The organism is Streptomyces sp. NPDC057694, assembly GCF_042799415.1.
Taxonomy (GTDB): Bacteria; Actinomycetota; Actinomycetes; order Streptomycetales; family Streptomycetaceae; genus Streptomyces.
This window is the reverse complement of the sequence record NZ_JBHVIX010000001.1, coordinates 993,826-1,009,928: the sequence shown is the minus strand read 5'-3', so window position 1 is coordinate 1,009,928 and position 16,103 is coordinate 993,826. Positions and strand designations below refer to the sequence as shown.

The window sequence follows — 16,103 nt, the reverse complement described above, 5'->3', positions numbered from 1 at the left end:
ACGCGTGACCTGTGACCTGATCCTGCTCCCGCGCGTGGCCTGGCGCGGGCAGGAGATCACCGCGCCCCGGCTGCGCGGACTCCTCGCGCTGCTCGCGGGCGAGCCGCGCACCGGCCGCAGCACCGAGCACCTCGTCGCCGGCCTGTGGCCGGAGGGCGAGCTGCCGGAGCGGCCGGGGAAGGCGGTGCAGGTCCTCGTCTCCCGGGTCCGCACCCAGTTGGGCCCCGACGTCGTCGTGAGCACCCCGACCGGATACCGGCTCGCGCTCACCGACGACCAGGTCGACAGCTCGGCCCTGCTGCTGCACGCGGCCACGGGCGCCGGCCGCGCCAGAGCCGGGGACCACGCGGGCGCGCTGGCCGCCGCCGAGGCCGGACTCGCCCTGTGGGAGGGAACCCCGGACCACGCCGGGGACGACCCGGTCGCGGCGCTGCGCGGCGAGCGCGCCCCCGTGCACGCCGCGCTCGTACGGGCGCGGGCCCTCGCCCTCGCCCGCCTCGGCCGGCACCCGGAGGCCGCCGGGCCCCTCACCGGGATCCTCGCCCGGCACCCGCGCGACGAGGAGATCCTCGCCGAACTGCTGCGCGCCGAGGCGGCCACCCTGGGACCGTCCGCCGCACTCACCCGCTTCGAGGCGTACCGGCGCGGCCTGCGCGACGAACTCGGCACCGATCCGGGCCCACAACTCATCTCCATACAGCAGGAGTTGCTGCGCGGCGAGGCGCCGCCCACCCGGCACGGCGTCCCGCACGAGCCGAACCCGCTGCTCGGCCGCGACGACGACATCGCCGCCGTACTGGAACTGCTGCGCGACTCCCGCGCCGTCACCGTCGTCGGCCCCGGCGGCCTCGGCAAGACCCGCCTCGCCCACGCCGTCGGCCGCCGCGCCGCACAGCGCCTGGTGCACTTCGTACCCCTCGCCGGTGTCACCGCCGACGCGGACGTCACCGCCGAAGTCGCCTCCGCCCTCGGCGCGGGCGAGACGCTGCCCGGCGCCCCCACCGCCCACGGCCGGCTCACCGGCATCCTCGGCGTGCTCGGCACCGGCCCCGCGCTGCTCGTCCTGGACAACTGCGAGCAGATCGTGACGGGCGCCGCCGACCTCGTGCGCGACCTGCTCGCCGCCGCACCGGACCTGCGGGTGCTCGCTACCAGCCGGTCCCCGCTGGACCTCACGTCGGAAGCCGTCTACGCGCTGCCCGAACTGCCGCTGCCCACCTCCGTCGAACTGTTCACCCAGCGCGCCCGGGCCGCCCGGCCGGGCGTGGACCTGCCCCCGGGGCCGGTCGCCGAACTCTGCCGCCACCTCGACGGGCTGCCCCTCGCCGTGGAACTGGCGGCCGCCCGGGTGCGGGTGCTGTCCGTACCGGAGATCGCCCGCCGCCTCGGCGACCGGTTCGCCCTGCTGCGCGGCGGCGCGCGCGACGCCCCCGAACGCCACCGCACCCTGCACGCCGTCGTCGACTGGAGCTGGAACCTGCTCGACGAGGACGCGCGGGCCGCCCTGCGCACCCTGTCCGTGTTCCCCGGCGGCTTCCTCGCCGGGACGGCCGAACGGGTCCTCGGCGCGGACGCGCTGTTCCTCCTGGAGGAGCTGACCGGCCAGTCGCTGGTCACCGGCGTCGACACCCCGACCGGAGTGCGCTTCCGGATGCTGGAGACCGTACGGGAGTTCAGCGCGGCCCGCCGCGTCGAGGCCGGCGACGAGGAGCACGCGGTGCGCGAACTCCTCACCTGGGCGCGGGAGTTCGGCGAGGCGCACCATGACGTGATCTTCGGCTCGGAGCCGCTGCCCGGCTGGGAGCGGATCAAGGCCGAGCAGGACAACCTCGTACTCGCCCTGCGGCTCGCGCTGGCCCGCGAGGACGGCCCCACCGTCGCCGCGCTGACCGCCGTCCTCGCCGCCCTGTGGTCCAACGACGCCCACTACTCCCGCCTCGCCCAGCTCGCCGCCGACACCGGCCCCCTGCTCTCCCACTACCGGCCCGCGCCCGAGCGGGTCGAAGTCGTCCGCGCCGCCACGGTGCTGTGCGTCGCCGCCCTGCTCATGGGCTCGGGCGTCAGCGCCGTCCGCCAGCTCGTCGTCCTGCGCCGGCTGCCCGCCGCGCGGCCGGACACCCTGCTGCGTGCCGCCGCGGTCGTGCTTGCCGCCGTCCCCGAGATGCGCCCGCCCGACCACGCTGTGCTGCGCCGGCTCTGCGCCGACGGGCAACCCCTCGTCGCGGGGGTCGCCGAGAGCATCGCCACGTACGTCTGGGAGAACGCGCACGACCTCGACCGCGCGGTCGCGTCGGCCCACCGGATGCTCACCGAACTGGCCCCGGCCGACAACCCGTTCGTGCAGCTCATGGGTCACTCCCGGCTGAGCGAGCTGTACCTGCGCACAGGGAACGGAGACGCGGCGTACGAGCACCTCCAGGCGGTGCTGGCGGTGGTGCCGCGGCTCAACGACGGGCACGATTACCTCTTCATCCGCTGGCATCTGGTCCTCGCCTGCCTGCAACGCGCGGACCCCGACGAGGCCGAGTACTGGCTGCGCAGGACGGAACAGGACGCCGCCCGCCGACAGGACGCCTACTACCGGCCCGACCTCGCCGGACGCGCCGAGATCGCCCTGACCCGCGGGCTCACCGAGGTCGGACTCGGACTGTGGCGCGGCGCCGTGGAGCAGATGCTCGCCGCCGGGGCACGGCACAGCGCCGCCGCCGCGCTCGAACCGTGGGAGCTGGTGATCCAGTCGGTGTCGGTGACCGCCCACGCCCACGCCGACCGGCTCGAACCCGTCGCGGTGACCGTCGGCCGGCTGCGGCAGTGGCTCAAGGCCGCGCTCGCCGCTCCGGTCTGTTCACCGGTCGACCTGTACGTGCTGGGGCCGGTGCTGCACGCGCTCGGCCTGGTGCAGCTCGGCTCCGACGCCCCGAACGCCGTACGGATGATCGCGCTGGCCGAACGGCTCGGTGTGGGCCGCGAGTTCCAGCCGACGATGTCCGCGCAGCGGGCCCGGCGGGCGGCCGAGAACGCCGACAGGGCGGCGTTCACCGACGCGGTGTCGGAGTACGCCGCCCTGGAGCGGGACGAGTTGGGGGAGGCGGCCCGCACCCTCACTTCTGGTCGCGGTTGAAGGACGCCGTCGCCCAGCGGTAGCCCAGCGCGGCCAGCGCCACGCACCAGAGCAGCGCGATCCACCAGTTGTGGCCGATCCCGGTGCCGAGCAGCAGACCGCGCAGCGTCTCGATCGCCGGGGTGAACGGCTGGTACTCGGCGATCGGCCGGAACCAGCCCGGCATCGTGTCCGCCGGGATGAAGGCGCTGGAGATCAGCGGCAGCAGGATCAGCGGCTGCGCGCTGTTGGCCGCCGCCTCCGGGTTGGGGCTGGCGAGCCCCATGCCGACCGCGATCCAGGTGAGCGCCAGGGAGAAGAGCACGAGCAGCCCGAACGCCGCCAGCCACTCCAGGACCGTCGCGTCGTGCGAGCGGAACCCGATGGCCACCGCCACGGCGCCGACGAGGACGACGCTCGCCACGCACTGCAGCACACAGCCGACGACGTGCCCGATGAGCACCGAACCACGGTGGATGGCCATGGTGCGGAAGCGGGCGATGATGCCCTCGGTCATGTCGGTGGCGACGGACACCGCGGCCCCGATCACCGTGCCGCCGATGGTCATCATCAGGATGCCGGGAACGATGTAGGCGATGTAGTCGGAGCGGTCGCTGCCGCCGATGCCCGCGCTCATCACGTCGCCGAAGATGTACACGAACAGCAGGAGCAGCATGATCGGCGTGAGCAGCAGGTTCAGCGTCATCGACGGGTAGCGGCGGACGTGCAGCAGATTGCGGCGCAGCATGGTCCGCGAGTCACGGACTGCGAGGGTCAGGGTGCTCATCGGACCGACTCCTTCGGCTGGTTCGGCTGGTTCGACCGGTTCGGCCGGTCGGTGCTGGTCAGGGCGAAGAAGACGTCGTCGAGGTCGGGCGTGTGCACGGTCAGCTCGTCGGCCTCGACGCCGGCCGCGTCCAGCCAGTCGAGAATGGCGCGCAGCTCGCGCTGGCTGCCGCCGCTCGGGATCTGCAGGGTGAGCGCCTCGTCGTCGGGCGTGGCCTCGCGCAGGGCGACGGCGGCCGACCGGTAGGCGTCCGGGTCGGTGAAGCGCAGCCGCACGTGTCCGCCCGGCACGATCCGCTTGAGTTCGTCGGCGGTGCCCTCGGCGGCGATCCGGCCGTCGTGCAGCACGGCGATCCGGTCGGCGAGTTCGTCCGCCTCCTCCAGGTACTGCGTGGTGAGGAGGACGGTGACGCCGTCGCGGACCAGCTCGCGGATGATGCCCCACATGGTGTGGCGGCTGCGCGGGTCGAGTCCGGTGGTGGGCTCGTCGAGGAAGATGATGCGCGGGGCGCCGACCAGCGTCATGGCGATGTCCAGGCGCCGCTTCATACCGCCGGAGTAGGTGGAGGCGGGCTTGCCCGCGGCCTCCGTGAGGTCGAACCGCGCAAGCAGCTCGGCGGCGGTCCGGCGCCCCTCCGCCTTGGACAGGTGGTGCAGATCCGCCATGAGGAGCATGTTCTCCTCGCCGGTGATCAGCCCGTCCACGGCCGAGAACTGACCGGTCACCCCGATCACGGCCCGTGCGGCCTGCGGGGCGACGGCCAGATCGTGGCCGCCGACCCGCAGCTCGCCGGCGTCGGCGTGCAGCAGCGTGGAGAGGATCTTCACGGCGGTGGTCTTGCCCGCGCCGTTCGGTCCGAGCAGGGAGAAGATCGTCCCCTCCGGCACGGTCAGGTCGATGCCGTCGAGCACCACCTTGTCGCCGAAGGACTTGTGGAGTCCGTGCGCCGCAACCGTGAGCGGGGGACTGGTCGTTGTCGTCATGCCGCAGAGCGTGCGGCATGACGCATTCAACGCGGTTTCACGCCGGTTTCAGCGCCCCTGAAAACGCTGAACCCGCTGAAACCACCAGCTCACAGCACCCGGCGCCGCTTGCCGAGCCAGGTCTGCGCGATCACCACGACGGCCAGGAACGCGCCGCTGACCACCTGCTGGTACGCGGAGTCGAGCGAGCCGATCTGGTTGATCACGTTCTGGATGACCTTCAGCAGCAGGACGCCCACGAGCGAGCCGCTGATGAACCCGAAGCCGCCCGTCAGGAGCGTGCCGCCGATGACGACCGCCGAGATCGCCTCCAGCTCCATGCCGGAGCCGAGGATGGTCACACCGGACACGAGCCACGCCGCGTTCAGCGCCCCGGCGAGCCCCGCGCACAGCCCCGACACGGTGTACACGCCGATCTTCGTGCGGGCCACCGGCGCGCCCATCAGGGCCGCCGCGTCCTCGTTGCCGCCGACCGCGTACACGTACTGTCCGAAGCGCGTACGGCGCAGGACCACCGCGCCGGCCACGAACAGCGCCAGCGTGATCCACACCGGGACGCCGATGCCGAGCAGCTTGCCCTGGCCGAGCGTCGCGAAGAACGTGGACTTGTCGACGAGATACGTGGTCGAGCCCTCGTCGGTGATCGCGAGCAGCAGTCCGCGCGCGCCGAGCATCGCCGCCAGCGTCACGATGAACGGGGCGAGCCGGGAGCGCGCGATGAGCAGCCCGTTCACCAGCCCGATCAGCCCGCACACCGCGAGCGGCAGCAGCAGCGCGACGACCGTCCCGTACTGCGAGCCCCACGCGGCGAGCACCCCGCCGAGCGCGAACAGCGAGCCCACCGACAGGTCGATGCCGCCGGTGACGATCACGAAGGTCATGCCGAGCGCCACGACGGCGAGGAACGCCGACGACAGCGCCATGTTCTCCATGTTGTCCCCGGTCAGGAACGTGTCGAAGGAGAGCGACGCGACGATCACCGCGATCACCAACGTGACCAGGGCGCCGTGCTGCTGGGCGAGCGCGCTGAGCCGTTCCGCGCGCGTCGCGCCGAGCGGATCGTCCTCGACCGTGCCTGTCGGCCTGGCCTTCTCGGCCGCTGTGGAGTCCGTCATCGTCATCGCTTCCCCCGCTCCCTGGCCGCGTAGACGGCGAGCACGATCACCACGGCCTGCGCGATCTGCGTCCACGACGGTGGCAGGTCGTGCTTGATGAGCGTGGCCGTGAGCAGCTGGATGAGCACCGCGCCCGCGACCGTGCCGCCGATCCGCACCCGGCCGCCGGTGAGCGGCGTGCCGCCGACCACGACGGCCGTGATCGCGGAGAGTTCCATCAGATTGCCGAGCGACGTCGGGTCGCTCGCGGTGAGCCGCGCGGTCGCCAGCACGCCGGCGATCGCGGCCAGTACGCCGGACGCGACGTAGACGAGGATGAGCACCCGCCGCACCGGAAGGCCCGCCAGCTGCGCGGCCGGGCGGCTGTCGCCGATGGCCAGCAGCTGGCGGCCGAACGTGGTGCGCCGCACGACGAAGGCGACCAGCAGGGCCAGCGCCGCCGCGATCAGCACCAGATAGGGGATGCCGAGCACATCACCGGTGCCCAGCGAACGCAGCCCCGGATCCCGTACGTCCTTGAGCTGGGGGAGCAGCACCAGGGCGAGACCGCGTCCGGCGACCATCAGCGCCAGGGTGGCGACGATGGGCTGGACGCCGATGAACGCCACGAGCGCACCGTTCGCCACACCCACCAGGGCCCCGCCGACGAGCGCCGCGACGACGGCGATCGCCGCGCCGTAGCCCAGATAGAGGGAGACGACGGAGGTCGCCAGCGCCATCACCGAGCCGACCGACAGGTCCACGCCCTCGCTGCCGATGGCCAGCGCCATGCCGAGCGCCACGATCAGCACCGGCGCCACCTGCACGGCCTGGGTGCGGAAGTTCTCCGTCGACAGGAAGTGCGGGGTGAACGCGATGTTCGCCAGGATCAGCACCGCGACACCGGCGTACACGCCGTAGTCCTGGAGGAGGCGCAGCAGCCGGTCGCGGTCGACACCGGCCCTGCCCAGGGTCAGGTCACTCAACGTGCTTCCCTTCGGCGGGAGTTGCGGCGATCGCGCGCATCAGTCGGTCCTCCGTGACCGCGTCTCCGGTGAGCTCGGCGACGACCGCGCCGTCCTTCAGGACGACGACCCGGTCCGAGCCCTCGATCAGCTCCTCCGGGTCGGAGGAGATCAGCAGCACACCGAGACCGTCGTCCGCCAGCTCGTCGATGAGCTTCTGGACCTCGGCCTTGGCGCCGACGTCGATGCCGCGCGTCGGCTCGTCGAGGAGCAGCACCTTCGGGTTCATCGCCAGCCAGCGGGCGAGCAGCACCTTCTGCTGGTTGCCGCCCGACAGTTCGCCGACCTTCTGGTGCGGGCCCGCCGTCTTGATGTGGAGCCTTTTGACGAACGTGTCGACGATTTCGTCGATGCGTGACTCGTCGACCAGCCCGAACCGGGACAGCCCCGGCAGCGCGGCGAGTGCGATGTTCTCCCGCACCGAGAGGCCCGGCACGATCCCCTCGGCCTTGCGGTCCTCGGGCAGCAGGCTGATGCCCGCCCGGATCGCCGCCGGGGTGGACCCCGTACGGACCGGGGCACCGGCCACGACGACCCGGCCACTGTCCGTGGGGAGCGCCCCCGCGATCGCCTTCGCGGTCTCGCTGCGCCCCGAACCGAGCAGCCCGCCGAGCCCGACGACCTCCCCGGGCCGCACCTCGAGCGACACCCCGTGCAACTGGTGCCGGGCCGTCAACTCCTCTGCCCGGAGGATGGGTTCGGCCGCCGCGTCGTGCTCGCCGGAGAACTTGGTGAGCCCCTCGTCCTGTACGTCACCGATCGCGCGGCCGAGCATCAGCGACACGAGGCCGAGCCGGTCCAGATCGGCGAGGTTCCCCGTGTGCACGACCTTGCCGTCGCGCAGCACGGTGACCGAGTCGCACACCTCGTACAGCTCGTCGAGCCGGTGGCTGACGTAGACGACCGCGATGCCCCGCTCGCGCAGCATCCGGATCACCCCGAACAGGGTCCGCACCTCGCGCGGCTCCAGCGACGACGTCGGCTCGTCCATGATGACGACCTTCGCGTCGACCGAGACCGCGCGGGCCAGGGCCACCATCTGCTGGGCGCCGACGCCGAGTTCACGCAGCGGGCGCTGCACGTCCACGCGTACACCCAGCTCGCGCAGCGCCTCGCCCGCCTCCCGGTGCATCCGCCGGAAGTCGATCAGGCCGAGCCGGGTGCGCGGTTCGCGGCCGAGGAAGAGATTGCGGGCCACGCTCATCAGGGGGACGAGATTGACCTCCTGGTAGATCGTGGAGATGCCCGCGTGCTGTGCGTCCAGCGGGGTGGCGAAGCTGACCGGCGATCCGTCGTAGGTGAGTTCCCCCGCGTCCGGGTCCGGCCGGTACACGCCGGTGAGGACCTTGATGAGGGTGGACTTGCCCGCCCCGTTCTCCCCGATGAGCGCGTGCACCTCCCCGGCGCGCGCGGTGAAGTCGACACCGTCGAGAGCGCGCACGCCGGGGAACGTCTTGCTGAGACTGGTCACTGACAGCATGTCAGAACGCCTTGTTCAGATCCGTCTTGGCGTTGTCCTTGGTGTAGGCGCTGTCCTTGATGACGATGTCCTGGCCGACCTTGTCGCCCTTGGTGAAGGAGTCCAGGGTCTGGAAGGCCAGCGGGCCGAAGCGCGGGTTGGACTCGATGACGCCGGAGATCCAGCCGTCGACGATGCCCTGCACCGCGTTGCGCGTGCCGTCCACCGTCACGATCTTCACGGCGCCGGCCTTCTTGCCCGCGCCCTTGAGGGCGTTGACCGCGCCGAGGCCCATCTCGTCGTTCTCGGCGTAGATCCCGGTGATGTCCGGCTTGGACTGGATGAGCTGCTCGGTGACCGCCTGGCCCTTCTCGCGGGCGAACTCGCCGGTCTGCTTGAAGACGACCTTCAGGCCCGGCGCCTTCGCCTTGAGCTGGTCCTCGAAGCCCTTGGTGCGCTCGGTGGTGACGTTGTTGCCCGCCGCGCCGAGCAGGATCGCGATGGTGCCCTTGCCGCCGGTCGCCTCGATCATCTGGTCGGCCGCCCGCTTGCCCTGCTCGACGAAGTCCGAGCCGATGAAGGACACGTAGTCCTTGCAGGCCGTCGCGTTGATCTTGCGGTCGACGGTGACGATGGGGATGTGCTTGGCGCCCGCCGCGCGCAGCACGGGCTCCCAGCCGTCGGAGTTCAGCGGCGCGATGACCAGCAGGTCCGCGCCCTTGGCGATGAGGTCCTGGACGTCGCTGATCTGCTTGGAGAACTGCGACTGGGCGTTCGCGGCGAGCAGCTTGATGCCGCGCTTCTTCGCCTCGGCCTTGATCGAGGCCGTCTCCGCGATGCGGAACGGGTTGGCCTCCTTCTCGGACTGCGAGAAGCCGACGGTGGCGCCCTTCAGGTCCAGCTTCTTGCTGCCGAACGTGGAGACGTCACAGGTCTTGCCGTCGCCGGACGAGGCGACCTCCTGCCCGGCCTCGTCCCCCGTGGAGCTGGAACTGGCCTTGTCGGAGCTTGAGTTGTCGTCCTCCGACTTGGCGCAGCCGGTGGCGAGCGCGAGGCTCGCGACGAGGCCGGCGGCGAACAGGGCCCGGGCGGAGGTACGGCGACGGTGGAGCACGGTCTGCGTCATGTTCAGGTCCCCAAAACGGCACGGCCCGGCGCGAAACGCGGCAACGGGGTGGGTCGGCTGGTGCGATGGCTTAAGTGTTCGACCGGTCGGATCCAGAGATGCATCGGCGGTACAGGGGAGGTTTTTACATCGTTGGAAGGACGCTGTAAAGGGTTCGCGCAACGCCGGGTGCGGACGCCGGTGACGATCCGGTGTCAGCGGCGCCCCAGCGTGCTCTCCCGTTCCACCAGCCGGAATTCGGCGGTCAGTTCACGTCCTGCCTGCTCGGCGGGGTGCTCCAGGCGGTCGAGCAGCGACTGCACCGCGAGCCGGGCGATGGCCAGCTTGTCGGGCGAGATCGTGGTCAGCGTGACCGCCCCGAACCGCCCCTCCGCGATGTCGTCGAACCCGATCACCGCCACGTCCCACGGAACCCGCAGGCCCCGCTCGTGCAGCACCCGCATCGCCCCGATCGCCACCAGGTCGTTGTACGCGAACACCGCGTCGGGTCGTACCCCGGAGTCCAGCATCCGGGCCATCGCCTCGGCCCCGTCCCCCCGGTCCCAGCCCCCGGTCGCGCCGACCAGCGTCTCGGGCGCGGGAAGCCCCGCGCGCGTCAACTCCTCGCGCCAGCCCGCCAGTCGCAGCCGGGCCGGCTGGTTCGCCGAGTCGGTGCGTTCGCCCAGGTAGGCGATCCGGGTGCGGCCCCTGCCGAGCAGATGGCGCACCGCGGTGCGGGCCGCGGCGACGTTGTCGATGGCGATGTGGTCGTAGGGCAGGCCGTACTCGCGCTCACCGAGCAGCACGAGCGGCACCTCGTCGCCGTCCCGGCCGCGCAGATCGTCCGCCTCCAGCTCCAGCGGGCTGAGGATCAGCCCGTCGATCACCCGGGCCCGGAATCCCTGGCTGACCAGCAGCTCCTGCTCGCGCTCACCCCGGGTGTGGTCGAGGAGCACCGTCACGTCGTGCTCGGCGGCGGCGTCGATCACCGCGCCGGCCAGCTCCGCGAAGTAGGGGTTGCCCAGCTCGGGCAGGGCCAGGGCGATGATGCCGGTACGGCCTTTGCGCAGGTTGCGGGCCGTCAGGTTCGGCCGGTAGCCCAGCTCGTCGATCGCCTCCTGGACCCGGGCCCGCATCGCGGGCGTGACGTGCTGATAGTTGTTCACGACGTTCGAAACGGTCTTGATCGAGACGCCCGCGCGTTCCGCGACATCCTTCAGGCTCACCCGCACGGAATCTCCTTCGGCTCGCCGCGCCCGCTCTTCGGACGCGATTGTCATGACCCTGGACAGCGCGCCGGAACGCGTGCTGTCATGCCAACTGCCGTTCTTTCCAACGATGTACAAACGAGTTGTACCGACTAGAGCGGCGAGCCGCCACCCTTCCTCGACGCCTCATCCGCGTTCCACACCAGGAGGATCCGTGCGCATCAGAAGCTTCAGACACCGGGGCCGACCGCTGGCCCTGCTGCTCACCGCGGCACTCGGAGTCACCGCGCTGTCCGTGGCACCCCACGCCACGGCCGGCACGGCGAAGGCCGCGCAGAGCACCGCCGACGAACCCGTGGTCCCGCACGGGCTCAAGGGGGAGTACTACACCCAATCCGCCCCCGGCGCCTTCGACTTCGACACGCTGAAGGCCACCGGGTTCGACCCGCAGATCGACTTCGGCAGTCTGGACTCCAGGCTCCAGGCCGCCACCGGCAGCGCCGACGACGCGAACGTGCGCTGGACCGGAAAACTCGTCCCGGAGAAGTCCGGCTCGACAACGTTTTCCCTCATAGGGGACAACGGTTTCCGGCTGTGGGTCGACGACAAGCTCGTCGTCGACCACTGGGTCGACGACTGGGACAAGGAGCAGACCTCCGCGCCCGTGGACCTGACCGCCGGCCAGGCGGTCGACATCAAGGTCGAGTACTTCGAGCACTTCGGCGGGTCCAATCTCCATCTGCGCTGGACCGAGCCGGGCGAGACGAAGGAAGCGATCCCGTCCTCCGCGTTCCGGCTGCCCGACGACTGGAAGTACGACGGTGCCATCGGCACCACCGTCCTCGGCGACGGGCGCACCCTCAAGCTCGACTTCGCGCAGAAGCTCGGCAAGGTGCCGGGTGACGTCAACGACCACCTGTCGGCCGTCATCGGCGGCGCGAAGTGGCCGCTGAGCACGGTCAAGGCCGACCCCGACGACCCGAGGGCCCTCATCGTCGGCCTGAAGGAGCCGGTCGTCGGCAACAAGAAGGGCGACGCCGACGGTCTCGCCGACGTCACCTACGACGGCAAGGGCGGTCTGACCGGCGGTGACGGCACGGCCGTCGGCACCTTCTGGTCGAGCGGCCCGAACCACTCCACGTACGAGCTGAGCACCAAGTGGGGCGACGACGTCACGGCCGGCAACGCCCACCGTGAGTACCCCCGCCCCCAGCTCACCCGCTCCGACTGGCAGAACCTCAACGGCACGTGGGAGTTCGCGGGTGCCGAGGAAGGCGACGCGGTCCCCGTCGGCAAGAAGCTCCGCGAGAAGATCCTCGTGCCCTACCCGGTGGAGTCCCAGCTCTCCGGCGTCGAGCGCCACGAGGACCGCATGTGGTACCGCCGCACCTTCACGGTCCCCAAGGACTGGAAGGTCGGCAGCGGCAAGCGCCTCCAGCTGAACTTCGGCGCCGTCGACTGGCAGTCCGAGGTCTACGTCAACGGCAAGAAGGTCGCCGACCACAAGGGCGGCTACGACAAGTTCAGCGCGGACATCACCGACGCGCTGAAGCCGGGCCGCACCCAGGAGCTGATCGTCGGCGTCTACGACCCGACGGACGCCAAGGACGGCGAGAACCCGCCGATGGGCAAGCAGCGCACCGACCCCAGCGGCATCTGGTACACCCCGTCGTCCGGCATCTGGCAGACGGTGTGGATGGAGCCGGTCGCCACCGACCACGTCAGTGACCTCAAGCTCACGCCCAGCGTCGAGAAGAGTGAACTGGCCGTCGAGACCACGGGAGTCCGCGCCGGGCTTCCGGTGACCGCCACCGCGTACGAGGGCAAGCGCAAGGTCGCCACCGCCACCGGAACCTCCGGCAAGTCCCTCAGCCTGAAGCTCAAGAACCCGCGCCTGTGGACCCCCGACGACCCCTACCTCTACGACCTGAAGGTCAGCGTCGGCGGCGACCGGGTCGGCAGCTACTTCGGGATGCGCTCGGTCGAGGTCGAGAACGTGAACGGCACCCCGCGCACCGTTCTCAACGGCAAGCCCACCTTCATGATGGCCACCCTCGACCAGGGGTTCTGGCCCGACGGCCTGTACACCGCACCCAGTGACGAGGCCCTCGCCTACGACCTGAAGATGCACAAGCAGATGGGCTTCAACTCCGTCCGCAAGCACATCAAGGTCGAACCCGACCGCTGGTTCTACTGGGCCGACAAGCTGGGCCTGCTCGTCTGGCAGGACATGCCGGCGATGGAGGCCGGGACGAACCCGTCCACGGCCGCCCGCGCCGAGTTCGAGCGCGAGATGAAGACCATGATCGACCAGCACTACAACCACCCGTCGGTCATCATGTGGGTCACCCTCAACGAGGGCTGGGGCCAGTACGACGAGGCGCGCCTCGCCGACCAGGCGAAGTCCTGGGACCCGACCCGCCTGATCAACTCCATGTCCGGCATCAACCTGGGCAAGGACGGCGGCACCGGCGACATCATCGACGAACACGGCTATCCGAGTCCCGCCCTGCCGCCGCACCCCGACGGCAAGAGAGCCCTGGTCAGCGGCGAGTACGGCGGCCTCGGCCTCGCCGTGCCGGGGCACGCGTGGGCGGTCCAGCAGTCCTACGTGGACGTGGACCCGGCGACGTACACGGACGACTACCTCGAGAAGCTCGGTGAGGTCCACAAGCTGGCCTGCCAGGGTTCCAACGGCGCCGTCTACACGCAGATCTCCGACGTGGAGGGCGAGCTGAACGGCCTGCTCACCTACGACCGCAGGGTCGTCAAGCCGGACGTGAAGCGCCTGCACGACGCCCAGCAGCAGCTGATCAAGGACGCCTCCCAGGCGACCGTGGCCAACTGCTCCTGATCCCGTAAGCCCTCCGGGGGCGGGCCCGCACCGTCGGGCCCGCCCCTTCTCGTTCGTTCTCTCTCGTGGGAGGAAGCTCATGACAGTGACACGACGCGGCGTGCTCCAGGCCGCGACGGTGGTCTCCGCCGCCACCGCGTTCGGCGGCCTGCCGGCCGTGACCGCACGGGCGGCCGCGGCCGCCCCGGCCGCCGACGCCCTCACCCGTCTCCCCGTCGGCAGCATCACCGCGCACGGCTGGCTCGCCGAGCAGCTGAGGCTCCAGCTCGCAGGTTTGTGCGGCCGCTACGCCGAGACGTCCCACTTCCTCGTCATGGACACCTGCGGCTGGGTCCATCCCGAACTCGGCGGCTGGGAGGAACTCCCTTACTGGCTGCGGGGGTTCGTACCGCTCGCGATCGCCACCCGGGACGCCGACGCGCTCGCCGCCTGCAAGCGCTGGATCGACGCGATCCTCGCCACCCAGGAGGCGGACGGCTTCTTCGGCCCGCGCGCCCTGCGCACCTCGCTGAACGGCGGCCCCGACTTCTGGCCGTTCCTGCCGCTGCTGATGGCGCTGCGCACCTACCAGGAGTACACGGACGACGAGCGCGTCGTGCCGTTCCTGACCCGCTTCATGACGTTCATGGAGGCCCAGGGTAAGGGCGCCTTCGACTCCAGCTGGGTCTCCGTGCGCTGGGGCGACGGCATCGACACCGCGCGCTGGCTGCACGAGCGCACCGGCGACGCGTTCCTGGAGAGCCTCGTCGACAAGATGCACCACTACGGCGCCGACTGGACCGGCGACCTGCCCACCCCGCACAACGTGAACATCGCCCAGGGCTTCCGGGAGCCCGCCCAGTACGCCCAGTGGGCGGCCGGCGACACCGACGCCCTGGTGCGGGCCACGTACCGCACGTACGAGCAAGTCCTGGACGAATACGGTCAGTTCGCGGGCGGCGGTATCGCCGGCGACGAGAACGTCAGGCCCGGCTTCGGCGACCCGCGGCAGGGCTTCGAGACCTGCGGCATCGTCGAGTTCATGGCCAGCCACGAGCTGCTCACCCGCATCACCGGCGATCCGGTGTGGGCCGACCGCTGCGAGGACCTGGCCTTCAACATGCTGCCCGCGTCCCTCGACCCGCAGGGCAAGGGCATCCACTACATCACCAGCGCCAACAGCGTGGACCTGGACAACTCCCGCAAGACGGACGGGCAGTTCCAGAACGGCTTCGCCATGCAGTCGTTCCAGCCGGGCATCGACCAGTACCGGTGCTGTCCGCACAACTACGGCATGGGGTGGCCCTACTTCACCGAGGAGCTGTGGCTCGCGACGCCGGACGGCGGACTCGCCGCGGCGCTGTACGCCCCGAGCGAGGTGAAGACCCGGGTCGGGGGTGCGACGGTGACCGTACGGGAGGAGACGGACTACCCGTTCGACGAGACCGTCACGCTGACGTTGAGCGTGGACAAGTCCGTGGAGTTCCCGCTGCGGCTGCGCGTCCCCGGCTGGTGCGACAAACCCCGACTCGCCGTCAACGGGCGTACGGTGAAGGCCGGTTCGGGCCCCTCCTTCGCCGAGATCCGCCGCACCTGGAAGGACGGCGACCGGGTCACCCTGCGCCTGCCCCAGCGCACCACCCTGCGCACCTGGAGCGGCAACCACGACAGCGTCAGCGTCGACCACGGGCCGCTGACCTACTCGCTGAAGATCGCCGAGAAGTACGTCCGCACCGGCGGCTCCGACACCTTCCCCGAGTACGACGTGCACGCCGCCTCGGCCTGGAACTACGGCCTCGTGCCGGGAAGTTCACCGGAGCTGCGACGCCGTCCCGGACCGCTGCCCGCCAACCCGTTCACCCTCGACGGCACCCCGCTCACCCTGGCGGCCAAGGCACGCAGCCTGCCCGAGTGGATCGCGGACGACGAGCACGTGGTCGCGCCGCTCCAGCCGAGCCCCGCACGCAGCCGGGCGGGCGTCGAGACCGTGACGCTCGTACCGATGGGCGCGGCCCGGCTGCGGATCACGTCCTTCCCCACGGCCGCGCCCGACGGACACCCGTGGACCCCCGAGCCGCCCTACCGGCGTATCCGGAACAAGCACAGCGGCAAGGTCCTCGCCGTCGACTCCATGTCCACCGCCGACGACGCGCGGGTCGTCCAGTTCGACAACTCGGGGACCGGCGACCACGCCTGGCAACTGGTCGACGCGGGGGAGGGGCGCGTCCGTGTCCGCAACGGCCAGAGTGGCAAGTTCCTCGCCGTTCTGAACAGTTCGACCGGCGACAGCGCACACGCCGTCCAGTACGAGGACAACGGCCGCCCCGACCTGCTGTGGACCCGGATCGACCAGGGCGACGGCTGGTTCCTGCTCCGCAACGAGCACAGCGGCAAGGTGCTCGGCGTCGACGGGATGTCCACCGACAACAGCGCACAAGTGGTGCAGTTCGCCGACAACGGGACGGAGGACCACCTGTGGCGCCTGGACTCTTGACGGGGCATCGACACC

The 16,103-nt window shown here is 71.0% G+C and carries 10 protein-coding genes; 3 read left to right on the top strand and 7 right to left on the bottom strand.

The genetic code is table 11. The annotated features are described in order from the left end of the window. The first annotated feature begins 4 nt into the window (after positions 1-4). Positions 5-3,121 (top strand): ATP-binding protein, encoded by a 3,117-nt coding sequence (locus tag ACFVDP_RS04675; protein ID WP_383483148.1) that lies wholly within the window; start codon positions 5-7, stop codon positions 3,119-3,121. Here the strand turns inward: ACFVDP_RS04675 and ACFVDP_RS04670 are convergent. The 7 genes from ACFVDP_RS04670 to ACFVDP_RS04640 form a co-directional block, all read right to left on the bottom strand. Beyond that, positions 3,102-3,887, bottom strand: coding sequence for an ABC transporter permease (locus tag ACFVDP_RS04670; RefSeq protein WP_383483145.1), 786 nt, complete (start codon positions 3,885-3,887; stop codon positions 3,102-3,104). The two genes, ACFVDP_RS04675 and ACFVDP_RS04670, sit on opposite strands and share 20 nt — an antisense overlap. Next, positions 3,884-4,870: an ATP-binding cassette domain-containing protein gene (locus ACFVDP_RS04665; RefSeq protein ID WP_383483142.1), complete on the bottom strand. Its 987-nt coding sequence runs from the start codon at positions 4,868-4,870 to the stop codon at positions 3,884-3,886. Before ACFVDP_RS04665 ends, ACFVDP_RS04670 begins: the two co-directional genes overlap by 4 nt. 89 nt (positions 4,871-4,959) lie before the next feature. After that, a complete protein-coding gene (locus ACFVDP_RS04660) occupies positions 4,960-5,991 on the bottom strand; it encodes an ABC transporter permease (RefSeq protein WP_383483139.1) in 1,032 nt (343 codons plus the stop codon). Further along, positions 5,988-6,950 carry an ABC transporter permease gene (locus tag ACFVDP_RS04655; RefSeq protein WP_383483136.1) on the bottom strand — a complete coding sequence of 321 codons (963 nt, stop codon included), beginning with the start codon at positions 6,948-6,950 and terminating at the stop codon, positions 5,988-5,990. Before ACFVDP_RS04655 ends, ACFVDP_RS04660 begins: the two co-directional genes overlap by 4 nt. Further along, the gene (locus ACFVDP_RS04650) at positions 6,943-8,469 is read right to left on the bottom strand and encodes a sugar ABC transporter ATP-binding protein (RefSeq protein WP_383483134.1); all 1,527 of its coding nucleotides are present in this window, start codon (positions 8,467-8,469) and stop codon (positions 6,943-6,945) included. The genes ACFVDP_RS04655 and ACFVDP_RS04650 overlap by 8 nt, the downstream gene beginning before the upstream one ends. A 1-nt stretch (position 8,470) precedes the next feature. Beyond that, entirely contained in the window at positions 8,471-9,574 is a 1,104-nt protein-coding gene (locus ACFVDP_RS04645; RefSeq protein ID WP_383483131.1) for an ABC transporter substrate-binding protein, read from the bottom strand. A gap of 194 nt (positions 9,575-9,768) precedes the next feature. Beyond that, positions 9,769-10,785: a LacI family DNA-binding transcriptional regulator gene (locus ACFVDP_RS04640; protein WP_383483128.1), complete on the bottom strand. Its 1,017-nt coding sequence runs from the start codon at positions 10,783-10,785 to the stop codon at positions 9,769-9,771. 190 nt (positions 10,786-10,975) lie between these two features. Between ACFVDP_RS04640 and ACFVDP_RS04635 the strand changes: the two genes are divergently transcribed. Together ACFVDP_RS04635 and ACFVDP_RS04630 are read left to right on the top strand one after the other, a co-directional pair. Beyond that, positions 10,976-13,615: a PA14 domain-containing protein gene (locus tag ACFVDP_RS04635; protein WP_383483125.1), complete on the top strand. Its 2,640-nt coding sequence runs from the start codon at positions 10,976-10,978 to the stop codon at positions 13,613-13,615. Positions 13,616-13,694: 79 nt separating this feature from the next. Next, complete coding sequence (locus ACFVDP_RS04630; RefSeq protein ID WP_383483122.1) at positions 13,695-16,088, top strand: RICIN domain-containing protein; 2,394 nt, start codon at positions 13,695-13,697, stop codon at positions 16,086-16,088. Positions 16,089-16,103: the final 15 nt, after the last annotated feature.